Origin of the sequence: Niastella yeongjuensis, from assembly GCF_900110245.1 — a bacterium.
Taxonomy (GTDB): Bacteria; Bacteroidota; Bacteroidia; order Chitinophagales; family Chitinophagaceae; genus Niastella; species Niastella yeongjuensis.
The window spans coordinates 484387-498434 of the sequence record NZ_FOCZ01000003.1 but is presented as its reverse complement, the minus strand read 5'-3'; the positions used below and the strand labels follow the sequence as shown (position 1 = coordinate 498434).

General features: G+C 44.9%; 11 protein-coding genes and 1 tRNA gene. 10 read left to right on the top strand and 2 right to left on the bottom strand.

Annotated elements, in window-relative coordinates; translation table 11 throughout:
* Nucleotides 1-22: 22 nt before the first annotated feature.
* The 3 genes from BMX95_RS10525 to BMX95_RS10515 all read left to right on the top strand — a co-directional run bounded on the left by BMX95_RS10525 (nt 23) and on the right by BMX95_RS10515 (nt 2169).
* Nucleotides 23-691: an ABC transporter ATP-binding protein gene (locus BMX95_RS10525; RefSeq protein WP_081204412.1), complete on the top strand. Its 669-nt coding sequence runs from the start codon at nt 23-25 to the stop codon at nt 689-691.
* A gap of 57 nt (nt 692-748) precedes the next feature.
* Nucleotides 749-2056: a TolC family protein gene (locus tag BMX95_RS10520; protein ID WP_242673259.1), complete on the top strand. Its 1308-nt coding sequence runs from the start codon at nt 749-751 to the stop codon at nt 2054-2056.
* Nucleotides 2057-2096: 40 nt separating this feature from the next.
* Nucleotides 2097-2169 (top strand) — tRNA-Gly (locus BMX95_RS10515).
* Between the two features lie 53 nt (nt 2170-2222).
* Here the strand turns inward: BMX95_RS10515 and BMX95_RS10510 are convergent.
* On the bottom strand, nt 2223-3392 hold the full coding sequence (locus BMX95_RS10510; RefSeq protein ID WP_081204410.1) for an MFS transporter: 1170 nt from the start codon (nt 3390-3392) through the stop codon (nt 2223-2225).
* Between the two features lie 177 nt (nt 3393-3569).
* Between BMX95_RS10510 and BMX95_RS10505 the strand changes: the two genes are divergently transcribed.
* Together BMX95_RS10505 and ppk1 are read left to right on the top strand one after the other, a co-directional pair.
* Nucleotides 3570-4697: a ligand-gated ion channel gene (locus BMX95_RS10505; protein ID WP_133054083.1), complete on the top strand. Its 1128-nt coding sequence runs from the start codon at nt 3570-3572 to the stop codon at nt 4695-4697.
* A gap of 16 nt (nt 4698-4713) precedes the next feature.
* The gene (gene ppk1, locus BMX95_RS10500; RefSeq protein ID WP_081204408.1) at nt 4714-6756 is read left to right on the top strand and encodes a polyphosphate kinase 1; all 2043 of its coding nucleotides are present in this window, start codon (nt 4714-4716) and stop codon (nt 6754-6756) included.
* 76 nt (nt 6757-6832) lie between these two features.
* Here ppk1 and BMX95_RS10495 read toward each other — a convergent pair whose 3' ends face one another.
* Nucleotides 6833-7675 (bottom strand): class I SAM-dependent methyltransferase, encoded by an 843-nt coding sequence (locus BMX95_RS10495; protein ID WP_081204407.1) that lies wholly within the window; start codon nt 7673-7675, stop codon nt 6833-6835.
* 243 nt (nt 7676-7918) lie between these two features.
* On the opposite strand from BMX95_RS10495, the gene BMX95_RS10490 reads away from it, so the two are divergent.
* The 5 genes from BMX95_RS10490 (at nt 7919) to BMX95_RS10470 (ending at nt 14047) form a co-directional block, all read left to right on the top strand.
* Nucleotides 7919-8770: a class I SAM-dependent methyltransferase gene (locus BMX95_RS10490; protein ID WP_081204406.1), complete on the top strand. Its 852-nt coding sequence runs from the start codon at nt 7919-7921 to the stop codon at nt 8768-8770.
* Nucleotides 8771-9146: 376 nt separating this feature from the next.
* Complete coding sequence (gene miaB, locus BMX95_RS10485) at nt 9147-10595, top strand: tRNA (N6-isopentenyl adenosine(37)-C2)-methylthiotransferase MiaB (protein ID WP_081204405.1); 1449 nt, start codon at nt 9147-9149, stop codon at nt 10593-10595.
* Nucleotides 10596-10848: 253 nt separating this feature from the next.
* The gene (locus tag BMX95_RS10480; RefSeq protein ID WP_081204404.1) at nt 10849-12093 is read left to right on the top strand and encodes a sigma-54 interaction domain-containing protein; all 1245 of its coding nucleotides are present in this window, start codon (nt 10849-10851) and stop codon (nt 12091-12093) included.
* Complete coding sequence (lptE, locus tag BMX95_RS10475; RefSeq protein ID WP_081204403.1) at nt 12077-12658, top strand: LPS assembly lipoprotein LptE; 582 nt, start codon at nt 12077-12079, stop codon at nt 12656-12658. The genes BMX95_RS10480 and lptE overlap by 17 nt, the downstream gene beginning before the upstream one ends.
* A 9-nt stretch (nt 12659-12667) precedes the next feature.
* Nucleotides 12668-14047 (top strand): hypothetical protein, encoded by a 1380-nt coding sequence (locus BMX95_RS10470; RefSeq protein WP_081204402.1) that lies wholly within the window; start codon nt 12668-12670, stop codon nt 14045-14047.
* Nucleotide 14048: the final 1 nt, after the last annotated feature.

Genomic DNA, 14048 nt, shown 5'->3' with positions numbered 1-14048 from the left:
TAAAGAACCAAGCATAAAACTTATGATCGAACTGAAGCACATTTCAAAATGGTACCAGGTAGGCGGTAAACCAACATTTATATTAAAAGATATTAATCTAACGATTAAGGAAGGCGAATTTGTTTCCATCATGGGACCATCCGGTTCAGGTAAATCAACCCTGCTGCACATATTGGGTATGCTCGATGATGCCAATGAAGGCGAATACCATTTTATGGACCAGCCGGTGCATTCCCTGAAAGAAAAGCAACGCTCACAAATATATAAGCAACATGTAGGTTTTGTATTTCAGGCCTATCACCTTATTGATGAGTTAACGGTATACGAGAATATTGAAACGCCGTTGATTTATCAAAACGTAAAAACCAATGAGCGCAAGGCCATGGTAGCTGATATGATCGATCGTTTTAATATCGTGGGTAAAAAAGATCTCTTCCCTACCCAGCTTTCAGGTGGGCAGCAACAACTGGTAGGTATAGCCCGCGCGCTGATCGCTAAACCTAAATTATTACTGGCCGACGAACCTACGGGTAACCTGAACTCAAAACAGGGTGAGGAGATCATGGACCTGTTCAAACAACTGAATAAAGAAGGCGTAACCATTATACAGGTTACCCACTCTGAAAAGAATGCCGGCTACGGTTCGCATATTATAAACTTATTGGACGGAAGAATAGAGCAGGGAAACTAAAAACAGAACAAAAAACAAATGTTACTAAGAAAGATTTTTTTAGTGTTAATTATAGCCATGATGATGTATATGGATGGCCGGTCTCAAACGATCACCGGTCGTCCATTATCATTGCAGGAGTGCGTGCAAACAGCCTGGTCGAACAACCTGGATGTAAAGCAAAGCGACTTCAACATGGAACGGGCAGGAGTAACCTTGCGGCAGTCAAAAGCCAACCTGTTACCGAATGTGGGTGCCGATATAGATCATCAGCTTAACCAGGGGCGTAGTATTGATCTCAATACCAATGACTATGTAACCCAGAACTACACTTCCGGCAGTTACCAGGTATCGGCCAATGTAACCCTGTTTAATGGTTTGCGGTTAATGAATACGTTGAAAAGCAACCAATATGCCTATGAAGCCAGCAAAATGGAATGGCAAACAAGTAAAGACCAGTTAATGCTGAACGTGATACTGGCTTATTTACAAATACTTACCAGCACCGATCTGTTACAGCAATCGCAAAAAACAGCAGAAGTAGCCCAGAAACAGGTTGAACGTCTGGAGCTCATGAACCAGGAAGGTGCCATAAAACCATCGGACCTTACAGACCTGAAAGGATTGTTGGCCGATAATAAGGTAAGCATCATCACCAATCAAAATGCGCTCGATGGAGCCCGGTTATCACTGGCCCAATTGATGAATGAGGCTTTCAATAAAGACTTACAGGTGGAGAGATTGCGGGCCGACCAGGTAGAATTGAATTATGCCAGTACACCTGACAGCATTTTCACCATTGCGTTGCAACAACTGGCTATCATAAAAGCAGCCGATCTTCGCACCAAAAGCGCTGAAAAAGCAGTACGGGCGGCAAGAGGTAATTTATTGCCAACTATTGGACTCGGTGCCGGTTTTTATACCCCCTACTCCAGCACGGCCCGTGATGCCTCACAAAATAAAATTGATTATTACGACCAGCTCAGCAATTACTACCGTACTTATGAAGGGATCAGTATCAGCATCCCCATCTTTAATAATTTACGGTTCCGCAACCAGATAACACTGGCTAAGATCGATCTTAAAAGCGCAGAGTTTACAGCTAAAACAAAACAAATACAGCTAAAGCAAAATATAGAGCAGGATTATTTTAATATGACGGCGGCAAAGAACAAATACCAGGCACTGGTTGAACAGGTGGCTGCCTATGCCGAATCGTTCCGGGCTGCCGAAGTACGGTTCAATAATGGCGCTGCTACCTCAGTTGACTACCTCATTGCCAAAAACAACTACGACCGTGCCAATGTGAACCTCATTATAGCCCGTTACGATTATGTATTGCGTACAAAGATCCTTGATTACTATCAGGCAAAACCTTTGTGGTAATTTTACCGTCGCATGTAATTTTTAATTAACTTAGTCGTATGCGGAAGTAGCTCAGTTGGTAGAGTGGATGCTTCCCAAGCCTCAGGTCGCGAGTTCGAATCTCGTCTTCCGCTCATAAAAAAGACAATCTTTTCGGATTGTCTTTTTTCATTTTATAATACCGATATTACAACTTCTCCTTCTTCGACAACACAACGATCACCAACGCTATTATGCTCCACAACAACATTTGCCAAAGTGCAACAGACCAGCCTCCTACCTTCCAACTTAATAACCCAAAGAAAGTCCCCATGGCCCCACCAATAAAATAGGTGGTCATATAAACAGTATTAAGCCTGCTGTGTGCTTCTTCATTTAAACTATAGATCCGCGTAAAGTTGGTGATCTGCGTGGCCTGAACACCAATATCAAGAAAGAAAATAACCAGACACAATACCACCACTGAAACAGGAAACAATTGTAAACCAATAAGACTCACAATGATCATGCCTACTGTCAGGAACAGGTTGTTGACCGCATTGCCCTTATCGGCCATTTTCCCGAAGTAGGGCGCCACCAGGGCGCCGCCAATGGCAATGATCCCAAACATCCCGATCTCGGCAGCTGAATAATGAAACGGAGCACCACTCAAATGGAAAGTAAGGGTGGTCCAGAACGAACAAAAGATGCCAAAGGTAAAAGCACCCAGCAATGCCGCCTGTCTAAGCGTTTTGTATTGCTTTACCAACTGAAGCGTGGACTTCAACAGACTGGCATAGTTTCCCTTAAACTTGATAGGAATTTCAGGAAGAAAATAATACAACAACAAACAGCTGATTAATACCAGCACCGCTGAAAAAACAAACACACTCTTCCACCCCCAAAGATCTGCCAGCCAGCCGCTGATGATCCTGGAACCCAGAATACCGGTCAAAATGCCACTAAATACTTTTCCTACTGTTTTGCCCCGGTTTTCTTTGCCAAGAATGGCCGCCATGGGCAGCAGAATTTGGGTAGGCGTGGCAAAAAGTCCCAATAAAAAACTGGTAAATAATAATAGGGAAAGATTCTCAACCCGCGCCATCACCAGCAACGCCCCTATCAACAACACACATACCCCCAGAATGAGATTTTTACGATTTACTTTATCGCCCAGTGGCAACAGAAAGAACATACCGAGGCCATACCCCAGTTGTGACAACATGCTTATTTTGCCCACCTGGCTTTCAGGCCGGCCAAATGTTTGCGCAATTTTATTCAATATTGGCTGACTATAATACAAATTGGCCACAATAGAACCCGCCGATACCGCCATAATGGGAATCACTAACTTTTCCCTGCTTTTACTAAAGCTCATCTACTATTTTTTCCGCAAACGTAAGTCAGAGTTTTGGAATGCTATCGTTATTTAATAAGTCTTTCATGTGCCTGTACGTATTGGACAGTAAATATTAACTGAAACATCATGTTGCGGGCGTTTCAAAAAGGCTGCCTTCCTATAAATTAGTACGACCGAGTTTATCCTCAAACCATTATGATGTCTGAACAGGTTTATAAGATCCCTAACAACAAGGCGCCCAAACGTATGCAATGGTGGATGGTGGTGCTGCTGCTGGCTATTTTTACTGTTATTTTAATGGCCGTAGGAACCACGCTGGTGGGAATGGAATATAAAAGCAAGAAGGAAACCCAGCTTCATTACCGCGAACGCATGGACCCCTTGCAAACAGAACCGGGTTTAACACCGGCAGACACCACCGCTATAAAAGATGTTCAGCCCATTAAAGTGTCTACGGGTATTTATGTAGATAGAATTGAAGAACTCTCCATGCGGGAATTGAGCTGGACGGTGGATTTCTATATCTGGTTCAACTGGAGCGATACCCTGCTGAAATCAGCTGATAATTTTCAGGTGATCGACGGCTCGATCGTATCGAAAGAAAAAAAAGATGAATATATTCAGGGTGCAACCCACTACGTTTTATACAGGATTGTAGCCAAAATTACTTCGGTATTTGATGAAATGCGTTTCCCCTGTGATGACCACCTGTTAACGGTGTGCATAGAAGCCCCCTCCTATGTGCGTCAAAAACTGGTTTTTATCGCAGACAGCGTCAACTCCTCTGTAAGTTCAAGAGTAAAGATCCCCGGGTATCGCATTTATAGACAAGGCACCGTAGAAAAACCGCACTCCTATAAAACTTCCCGGGGCGACCCACGGTTAAACGGCATTAAAGCCACATTTTCCCAATACCGGTTAGGCGTTTGGATCCGACGTGATGGCTGGGGCTTTTTCCTGAAAATGTTCCTGCCTTTATACGTAGCAGTGGCAGTAGCCATCCTGGCCTTTTTTATAAAGCCAACAGATACCGATCCCCGGTTTGGCCTGGGTGTGGGCGCCTTGTTTGCAGCGGTGGCCAACTCTTATATCAATTCGTCTATGCTGCCCAATACCGGTGTAATGTCGCTAGCAGATATTATCAGCATCATTGGTACTATAACTATCCTTTTAACGTTGATTGAATCAACTATTTCATTGCATTTGTACGACCGGAAAGACAAAAAAATGCTTTCCCATCGTTTCGACAGGCTTTCTTTTTATGTATTGCTGCTTGGTTATGTTACGTTCAACATTTCATTACTGTTGGCAGCAGCCTTGTAGACCTTAATAATCTAATATGGAGATAAACATTTTTAACGACCGCGACCTGAGCTGGCTCTCTTTCAACAAACGGGTGCTGGACGAAACCTTACTGGACGACCTTAAAATATACGATAAAATAAAATTCCTGGCTATCCATAGCAGCAACCTCGACGAATTTGCCCGGGTACGACTGGCCGCGTTGGAAAGCATGGTGGGGGAATCATCGCCGGAAGACAGGCAAACGAATTTAAAAGCATTGTACGATGCCCGCCGGGAAGTATATAATCAAAGCCTTGCCTCCAGAAAAATACTGGAACAGGTAGTGTTACCCGAATTACGCAATCACAATATTAATCTTTATTACGGTGATTCCGTTTACCTCGATAAACACTACGAGGAGATCCTGCATATCTTTATGTCGAAAGTGTTATCGTACCTGCAACCGGTAATTATCACTTCGCATACCAATGTTTTTTTGGAAGACAGAATGCTTTACTTCCTGCTTCATGTTGATGCAGGCAGACGGCTGAATGACCTGAAAATTGTATTGAACATTCCGGCCAATAGCCTGCCCAGGTTTTTCACGTTAAGCAAGGTTGAGGATAAAAATTACATCGTGTTCCTGGATGATATCATCAGGCTGGGAATACAATCGTTGTTCAAAAATTATGAGTTCAAGGGCATTTATGCCATTAAGATAAACCGGAATGCTGACCTGCATGTAGATGACGATACAGATGATGAAGAAGATTTTGTTGAAGTGTTGCAACGTGGGCTCGATTTACGAAAAACCGGCGCACCTTCCCGCTTTCAATACGATGCCACCATGCCGGAAAATTTAATACAATTCTGCCATCAGCAGTTTCAGTTGGAAGAAGGAGAAATGTTGCCCGTAGGTCATTATCTAAGCAGCAGTGATTTTTTCAGATTTCCCAATCCCAACGGCAGCAGTTTAGTACAATCGGCCTGGACACCCTTAAAACATCCATCCTTATTATTATACGGAAATTATTTCAATGCTATTGGCAGTCAGGATTACCTGCTTAATTTCCCTTACCAGTCGTATGACTATGTACTGGTGTTTTTCAACCTGGCTGTATTAGACCAGGATGTAACGGAAATAATGGCTACCTTTTATCGCGTTGCCCAGGATTCACACATTGTTAATGCATTGATCAGCGCAGCTAAAAATGGCAAAAAGGTAAAGGCTTTTGTAGAATTAAAAGCCCGGTTCGATGAAGCCAATAACCTGCATTGGGCCAATCAAATGGCAAAGGCCGGTGTAGAGATCACCTATAGCATTCCCGGGATAAAAGTGCATGCAAAAGCAGCACTGATCAAACGCCGCGAAAACGGGAAAGAAAAGAAATACGCCTTCTTCGGCACTGGTAACTTCAATGAAAAGACAGCGGCCCTGTATTCCGATATGGGCCTATTCACCTCCAATCCCGATCTCTGCAATGAGCTGGAATCGATGTTTCAATATTTATACAAACGTCAGCAACCGGAACCATTCAAACATTTGCTGGTAAGCCAGTTTGGAAGCCTTGAAAAATTTGTTGAGTTGATAGACAACGAAATTGCAGCAGCCAGACAAGGATTACCATCCGGAATTATTATCAAGGTGAACAACCTGGAAGAAGAAGAAGTGATAAATAAGTTGTATGAAGCATCGCAGGCCGGTGTTCCTATACAATTGTGTGTACGCAGCATTTGCCGCATAAAACCAGGTGTACCGGGATTAGGCGAAAATATAACATTGATCAGGGTTGTTGGCAGGTACCTGGAACACAGCCGCGTGTTCATTTTTCATAATAAAGGGCAGCAGGCTATTTACCTTGGCTCTGCCGACTGGATGAAACGCAATCTGCGAAGCCGGGTTGAAGTGGTATTCCCGGTATACGATGAAGCAATAAAAAAGCAGGTGCTTGATTTTATAGCCATACAATTCACCCCAGCCACTAAAACCCAATTGCTGTCATCCAGCCTGGAAACACAGGAATGGAAAGAAGGCGTACAACAATATTGCTCACAGGAAGCATTTTATAACCACCTGAAGCGTCAGCAGGTTCAGTAGGTTTTCATGGTGTAATGATAAATGAAAAAGACAACCTGCTCAGATTGTCTTTTTCATTATAGAATATTAGTGGTGATTATTTCTTCACCATCACCCGTAAAAATGTAGCAGGAATAGAGGTGGTGTTTGCATTACCGCTTCTATTTTCCTTATTGAACAGTTCTTCCAGTTCCCGTTGCAAATCGGCGGACTTACCATTCTTTTCTGCTGCTTCGAATGCATTCATGGTAGGACCATAAAACTGTCTGAACTTTTCAAAAAATGTAGTGGGTGAATACAGTCCATAGAATATCCAGGTATCCCGTTCAAAGGTTATATTTTCAGGAGGAATACCAGCCTGTGCAAACCGTTCTTTCACCTGGTCTTCTACTCCCCATAACATCGGGCTTACAAATCCTTCCGGCGGTGGTGGTGTATAAGCAGAACTGATCTTCAGGATCTGAGCTACCAGGGTGGGATCGTTAGGGATCCAGTTACCCATTACAATTCTTCCGCCTTTGCGCACCACTCTAACCATTTCTTTTGCTACATCAAAAGGCTTTGGTGCAAACATGGCACCGAAAATACTTACTACCAGGTCAAAGCTTTCATTGGGTATTTCCTGCAAATTAGTGGCATCGCCTTCCTTAACGGTGATATTGGTCAGTCCTTCTTCTTTAATACGTTTATTGGCTGCAGCCACCAGGTTAGCGGCAATATCTACCCCTACTACCCTGGCGCCCAGGCGGGCCTCAGGCAGGGCTGTAGTACCGTCGCCACAACCAAGGTCCAATACATCCATTCCAGGCTTTATACCCAATTTGGAAACGAGCGCCGTGCCGCTTTCACGCATGGTATCTGCTATTTGCGTAAAGTCGCCCTTTTCCCATAAAGCCTTGTTTGGGTTCACTGTTGCTTGTACAGTTGTTGATTCACTCATGAGTGTTGATTTTGAAGTTAAGAATGTGGAGTCTTCAAAGTGGTAGTATACAGGAAGATTAAATAAGGTAGGAGGTTATGAAGATACATTTTATTAATAATATCAACGGTGATTTTCCGGCCTTATCTTGCAAAAAATACCGGGTTGCCTGTTTCCCCTACTCTCCCAAAAATTGATTAAATTTATACAGGCCCTGGTTACAGTAAAGTACAAACGTTTAGTAAAGTAAAAGTGAAGATAGTTATGCAAGATCAACTCATCAATAACGTCTCAGACACCGCGCTTTGGATCGCTGCATTCAGGGCCCTGGAATCGGAACGCCCCGATGCTGCGTTCAAAGATACCTTCGCCCGCAAACTCGCCGGAGAAAAAGGTTTCCAAATGGTGGAGGCCACGCCTATTAAAAAACACATGGCCTTTGCCATGACCACCCGCACCACCGGCATTGACCGGTTGATCAATGAAGCCATTGAACGGGGCGTTGACACCATTATTAACTTAGGTGCCGGTCTCGACACCCGGCCTTACCGCATGCCGCTGCCGGTAAACATCCGATGGGTAGAAGTTGATTTCCCTCACATGATTGAATATAAAAGCCAGCTGCTGGCAAATGATATACCTGCCTGCCACCTGCTGCGCATTCCCGCCGATCTCAGCAACGATGCCGAGCGCAAGGCACTGTTTGCCGGCCTTGGCGCTGAAATCAAACGCGCGCTTGTTATTACCGAAGGCGTGGTGGGTTATTTGACCAATGAGCAGGCAGCCCGGTTATCAAAAGATATTTTTGCGGTGCCCGACTTCCAGTACTGGATCATGGACTATAGTGGTGGTTTGCGCCGTCACCGCCGAACCGGGGTGCTGAATAAAATGCTTTCCAAATCGCCCCTGCAATTTGATGTGGATGATCCCATTTCGTTTTTCACCAGCCACGGGTGGAAAGTACACGATAATATCTACCTGCTCGATGAAGGCGACCGGATTGGCCGTAAAATGCCCACATTAAAATTTCCTTATAATATCATTATCAGTCTCTTTCCCAAAAAAGCCCGTGAAATAGGCAACAAAAGCTATGGGTACGTGCTTTACGGCAAATAAGCGACATAGGAAAACCTCCGTGTAATCATACCAATAACGCACTAACCACCCGGTTTTATCGGGATATCCCAGCTCTTTAAAGAGGCGGGATAAATCTGGCTCATCACTGGAATATATCCGGGATATATCCGGGATATCTATTTAGTTCGCCTTGAAAAAGAAGGAGTTAGACATATGATAAAATAGGGAAAATTATAGCTGGATCCTGAACCTGATCCGGGACTTTGAACTTCGAACTTAAAACTTTGAACCTGGAACGCAGAACTGGTCTACCTTAAGAACTCAATCCCCTTGTTTTGAACATCTTCTCCCCTGTCAACCTGTCATTGAAACTCTTTTTTGGCTATCTTTGCCATCCCAAAAAACTGAATTGTTGATGCTAGAGCGGATGAACCATACGATGCACGAGGAAAGCAAGCAGGGAGAAGCCTATGCTCCCTTTGTAAATGATCCTACTGCATATAATAAAAAATTCTATATCGAAAGCTATGGTTGTGCAATGAATTTTGCCGACAGTGAGATCGTAGCCTCTATTTTAAATGAAAACGGGTTTGGTGCTACCCGCAATTTTGAAGAAGCCGACCTGGTGCTGATCAATACCTGTTCTATTCGCGAGAAAGCTGAACAAACAGTACGCAAACGCCTTACCGAATTGCGCAAGGTTAAGAAATATAATTCCGGCGCCCTTATTGGCGTACTGGGTTGTATGGCCGAACGGCTGAAAGCACAATTTCTGGAAGAAGAAAAGCTGGTTGATATGGTGGTGGGGCCCGATGCGTACCGCAGTCTGCCGGCTTTGATCTCAGAAGCTGAAACCGGACAAAAAGCCGTGAATGTGTTGCTGAGCCGGGATGAAACCTATGCCGACATCTCCCCCATCCGGCTCGACAGCAATGGCGTGTCGGGCTTTGTAAGCATTATGCGGGGTTGTAATAATATGTGCTCGTTCTGTGTAGTACCCTTTACCCGGGGCCGTGAACGCAGCCGCGATCCCCATTCCATTGTAAAAGAATGTGCCGATCTGTTCAATAACGGATATAGAGAAGTAACACTTCTTGGACAAAACGTTGATAGCTATTATTGGGTGCCTGAACATAACTCCCCCTCTACCGGAGGGGGCCGGGGGGAGGCCGCGGTGACTTTCGCCAACCTGCTTGAAATGGTGGCGCTGGTAAATCCTTTGTTACGGGTTCGTTTTTCTACTTCGCATCCCAAAGACATCACCGACGACGTGTTGTTCACCATGGCGAAGCATGAGAACATCTGTAAATACATTCACCTGCCGGTGCAAAGTGGTTCTACCCGTGTATTGCAATTGATGAACCGCACCTATACCCGCGAATGGTATATGGCCAAGGTTGATCGCATTATGGAAATAATGCCCGATTGTGGCCTTAGCTCCGATATCATTACCGGTTTTTGTACCGAAACGGAAGAAGACCACCAGGACACGATGAGCATAATGGAGCACAGCAAGTACGACATGAGCTATATGTTCTTTTACAGCGAGCGCCCGGGAACCCTGGCTGCCCGCCGTTATAAAGACGATATACCTGAAGATGTAAAGAAACGTCGGTTAGATGAGGTCGTAAAACTGCAAAATGCGCTGAGCCATAAAAGTAACCTGAAAGACTTAGGTAAAACTTTTAAAGTACTCATTGAAGGAAACAGTAAACGCAGTGACAAAGACTGGATGGGTCGTACCAGCCAGAACAAAGTAATAGTGTTTCCAAAAGAACAATATGAACTGAACAAAGGCCACTATGTAATGGTTAAAGTAACTGATTGTACGGTGGCTACTTTAATTGGAAAAATTGAACCCTAAATAAAAGAAACCAGTTACCTGGTTTCCTGCAAGGCGGGAGAGTTGGTAACTGGCTATCTGCAACCATCGCCTGATTGTAACGAATTGAAACTATCAGTTTGGCAAAAGTGCCAGACCAGCCCTTCCCTTCACAAGGGCATTGTTATAACATAACACATACAGGGCGTGGCCCTGATTAAAAATAATCCGGATCACCTTCATGCAAAATTATCACTGATAACCGCTGAGGGTATCTGAAATAAATTAGTAGAAAGTGGATATTCAAAGTATCAAAAACAGGTTCGGCATAATCGGCAACTCGCCGGCATTGAACTTTGCCTTGCAGGTAGCTGCACAGGTAAGCAATACCGACCTGACCGTGCTGATAGCCGGGGAAAGCGGTGTGGGTAAAGAAGCATTTTCAGTGATTATTCATGCCTTATCGGCCCGCAAACACAACCCGTTTATTGCAGTTAACTGTGGCGCCATTCCTGAAGGCACTATCGATTCGGAATTGTTCGGCCATGAAAAAGGCTCCTTCACCGGCGCCGTTGACGCCCGTAAAGGTTATTTTGAAACCGTGAACGGCGGCACCATCTTCCTCGATGAAATTGGTGAAATGCCACTGGGTACACAAGCCCGCCTGCTGCGGGTACTGGAAACAGGTGAGTTCATTCGTGTTGGTTCTTCCAAAGTGCAAAAAACCGACGTGCGGGTAATTGCAGCCTCCAATAAAGACCTGCTCACCTTTACCCAAAATGGTAAGTTCAGGGAAGATCTTTATTATAGGTTAAGCACGGTACCTATCAGGGTGCCATCCCTGCGCGACCGGCCCGAAGACATTCCCCTCCTGTTCAGACGGTTCAGTGTTGACTTTGCAGAACGCTATAAAACCACACCGGTGCAGTTAGATGATGAGGCGAAAGATGTGTTAATTAACTACCCCTGGCCCGGTAATGTGCGTGAATTGAAGAATATTGCAGAACAAATTTCCGTGCTGGCTTCCGATAAATTGGTATCATCCAATGAGTTAAAACGGTTCCTCCCCAACCGGGACATGAACCGGCTGCCCGTGCTGGCCAATGCAAGCGGCAATCCCGTAGCCAATGGGCATGAATTTGCCAACGAACGTGAAATTTTGTACAAGCTCTTTTTCGATATGAAGAAAGATGTGACCGAGCTGAAGAAGATGTTTGTAGATATTCTGCAGAACCCGGGTACCAGCGTGCAAAATCAATCGTTATTAAACGAGTTGAAGTCAAAAGAACTGCTGCCTGCGGCTTATATGCAGCCGGTTGTGCAGGGACCTTCCCAGCCGGTTATGATCCATCATGACAACGACGATATTCATCACCATGAAGAAGTAGATGAGTCGCTGAACATTATGGACAAAGAAAAAGAGCTGATAGAGAAAGCACTTAAAAAACATAAAGGCAAACGGAAAGATGCCGCCCTTGACCTGGGTATCAGTGAAAGGACGCTTTACCGTAAATTGAAAGAATATGATATTAAAGAATGATAAAGTTCAGGGACAGAAAGCAGAAGGCCGCAGGCAGAGATTGAATTTCCTCTTTGCCCTTTGCCTTTTGCCCTTTGCCCTACTTAGCGGTTGCTATAGCTTCAAAGACATTGGTTCTATTCCACCTGAAGTAAAAACTTTTAGGGTGAATTATATCGAGAACCGGGCACGGTATGTAAATCCACAGCTAAGTCCGCAGTTAACCGATAAGTTACGCCAGAAGATCATGAACCAAACCCGGTTAACCGGCGTGCAGAACGATGATGCGCATTACGACATCAGTGGTCAGGTAACTGGTTATAATGTTACTACATCAGGTATCTCGGGTGGTACCGGCGGTACGGGTAATCCGACCCAGCAGGCCTCTATTCAGCGGCTTACTGTAGTAGTACACATAAATTTTAGGAACAACCTGGATGCTACGAAGAACTTTGAAGCCGATGTTTCCCGTAACTTCGACTACGGCGCGGATGTTCCGTTACCCACGGCTGAAGCCCAATTAAACGAAACCATCATAAAAAACATGGTGGACGAAATATTCAATCGTATTTTTTCAAACTGGTAAGCTGGTTACATGCAATATCACATTCAAACACTGGTCAAACACCTTTTCGATAAAGACTCCTTTGAACAGGTGACTGAACAGGAACTGAAACAGTTCACAGACGATTATCCGTATGCCGCGGTGGGACAATTCCTTTATGCTAAAAAGCTCAAGGACGTTGGCTCCTATAATCATTATGAGCAGGGGGAGCAGGCATCCCTTTACTTTCATAATGCGTTATGGTTACGCTGGCAGCTCGACCAAAAGGAAGAAGCGCCTGTGATTCCGGTAAAAGCAGAAGAACCAGACCAACAGCCAGGGTTCAGGATAGTGCAGCTGGCTAAAAACGGGCCATCAGAACATGAACCGTTAGCGGAAGAACCGGCAACATCAGAACAACCTATACAACTGGTAGCGGAGCAAACTACAGCCCCGGCTATGGAAGGATCAATTTCAACAGAAGAGGAGGAGAAAAGCCTGCAGGTGAACGAAAACGGTTCACTGGTTGAAAAAGAAGAAGCGATTGCAGAAACCGCCTCAGCCGTAGCCATTGCAGAGATCAGTCAACTGGCTGAAGAAAGCAAAACGACAGAAGCCGCCGCCAATGCAGTTAGCATTACCGAAGAAGCATTGATACCACCTGCCGTTTCGGTAGAACCTGATAAAGACGCCGATGAAATTGTGCCTGCGGTAGAAGTGATCAATGCCGAGTTGGAAACCACGGCCCCGGAAGATGACATTGTACCGGCTGTTGACGTTACGAAAATAGAAATGGAAGTTACTGCCGTGGCCGATGACGTGGTACCCGCGATTGAAATAGCCCCTGAAGAATTGGCCGCCATAGCGCCTGTTACTGCCACTGAAGTGGCCACCGAGCCCCTGGCGCCGGCGGAAATAGCTATTGAAGAACAATTAGTTGAAGAGATCAATGAAATAATTCCTGCAGCTGAACCCATAGCCGTTGCGGCGGAAGCCCCTACCCAACAGGTAGCCGGTTTTACGGCAGCTACCCAGGAAGGTAAATCGGCGGTTGACCTGGGTGAACCGATCTTTGAATCGTACCACACCATCGATTATTTTGCTTCCCAAGGCATAAAACTGTTGCAGGAAGAACTGAAAGACAAGCTGGGTAAACAGCTGAAAAGCTTTACCGACTGGTTGCGAAGCATGAAACGGATTGGCCCCATTGAAACCAATACTTCGTTAGATGATGTGACCAACCAAAGCATACAACGTATTGCAGAACATTCTATTGAGGAAAAAGAGGTGCTGACTGAGGCCATGGCCGAAGTTTGGGTCAAACAGGGAAATCCCGATAAGGCAATACGTGTATATGAGAAATTAAGTTTGCTTAATCCCGCCAAAAGACCTTATTTTGCGGGTCGTATTGAACAATTAAAAGCACAGTGAC

Bases quoted from the DNA above. Each gene is read 5' to 3' on its own strand.
- BMX95_RS10470 (WP_081204402.1), top strand. From the start codon at position 12,668: ATGCAATATCACATTCAAACACTGGTCAAACACCTTTTCGATAAAGAC.
- BMX95_RS10525 (WP_081204412.1), top strand. From the start codon at position 23: ATGATCGAACTGAAGCACATTTCAAAATGGTACCAGGTAGGCGGTAAA.
- BMX95_RS10520 (WP_242673259.1), top strand. From the start codon at position 749: ATGATGATGTATATGGATGGCCGGTCTCAAACGATCACCGGTCGTCCA.
- ppk1 (WP_081204408.1), top strand. From the start codon at position 4,714: ATGGAGATAAACATTTTTAACGACCGCGACCTGAGCTGGCTCTCTTTC.
- BMX95_RS10495 (WP_081204407.1), bottom strand. From the start codon at position 7,675: ATGAGTGAATCAACAACTGTACAAGCAACAGTGAACCCAAACAAGGCT.
- lptE (WP_081204403.1), top strand. From the start codon at position 12,077: ATGATATTAAAGAATGATAAAGTTCAGGGACAGAAAGCAGAAGGCCGC.
- BMX95_RS10490 (WP_081204406.1), top strand. From the start codon at position 7,919: ATGCAAGATCAACTCATCAATAACGTCTCAGACACCGCGCTTTGGATC.
- miaB (WP_081204405.1), top strand. From the start codon at position 9,147: ATGCTAGAGCGGATGAACCATACGATGCACGAGGAAAGCAAGCAGGGA.
- BMX95_RS10510 (WP_081204410.1), bottom strand. From the start codon at position 3,392: ATGAGCTTTAGTAAAAGCAGGGAAAAGTTAGTGATTCCCATTATGGCG.
- BMX95_RS10505 (WP_133054083.1), top strand. From the start codon at position 3,570: ATGATGTCTGAACAGGTTTATAAGATCCCTAACAACAAGGCGCCCAAA.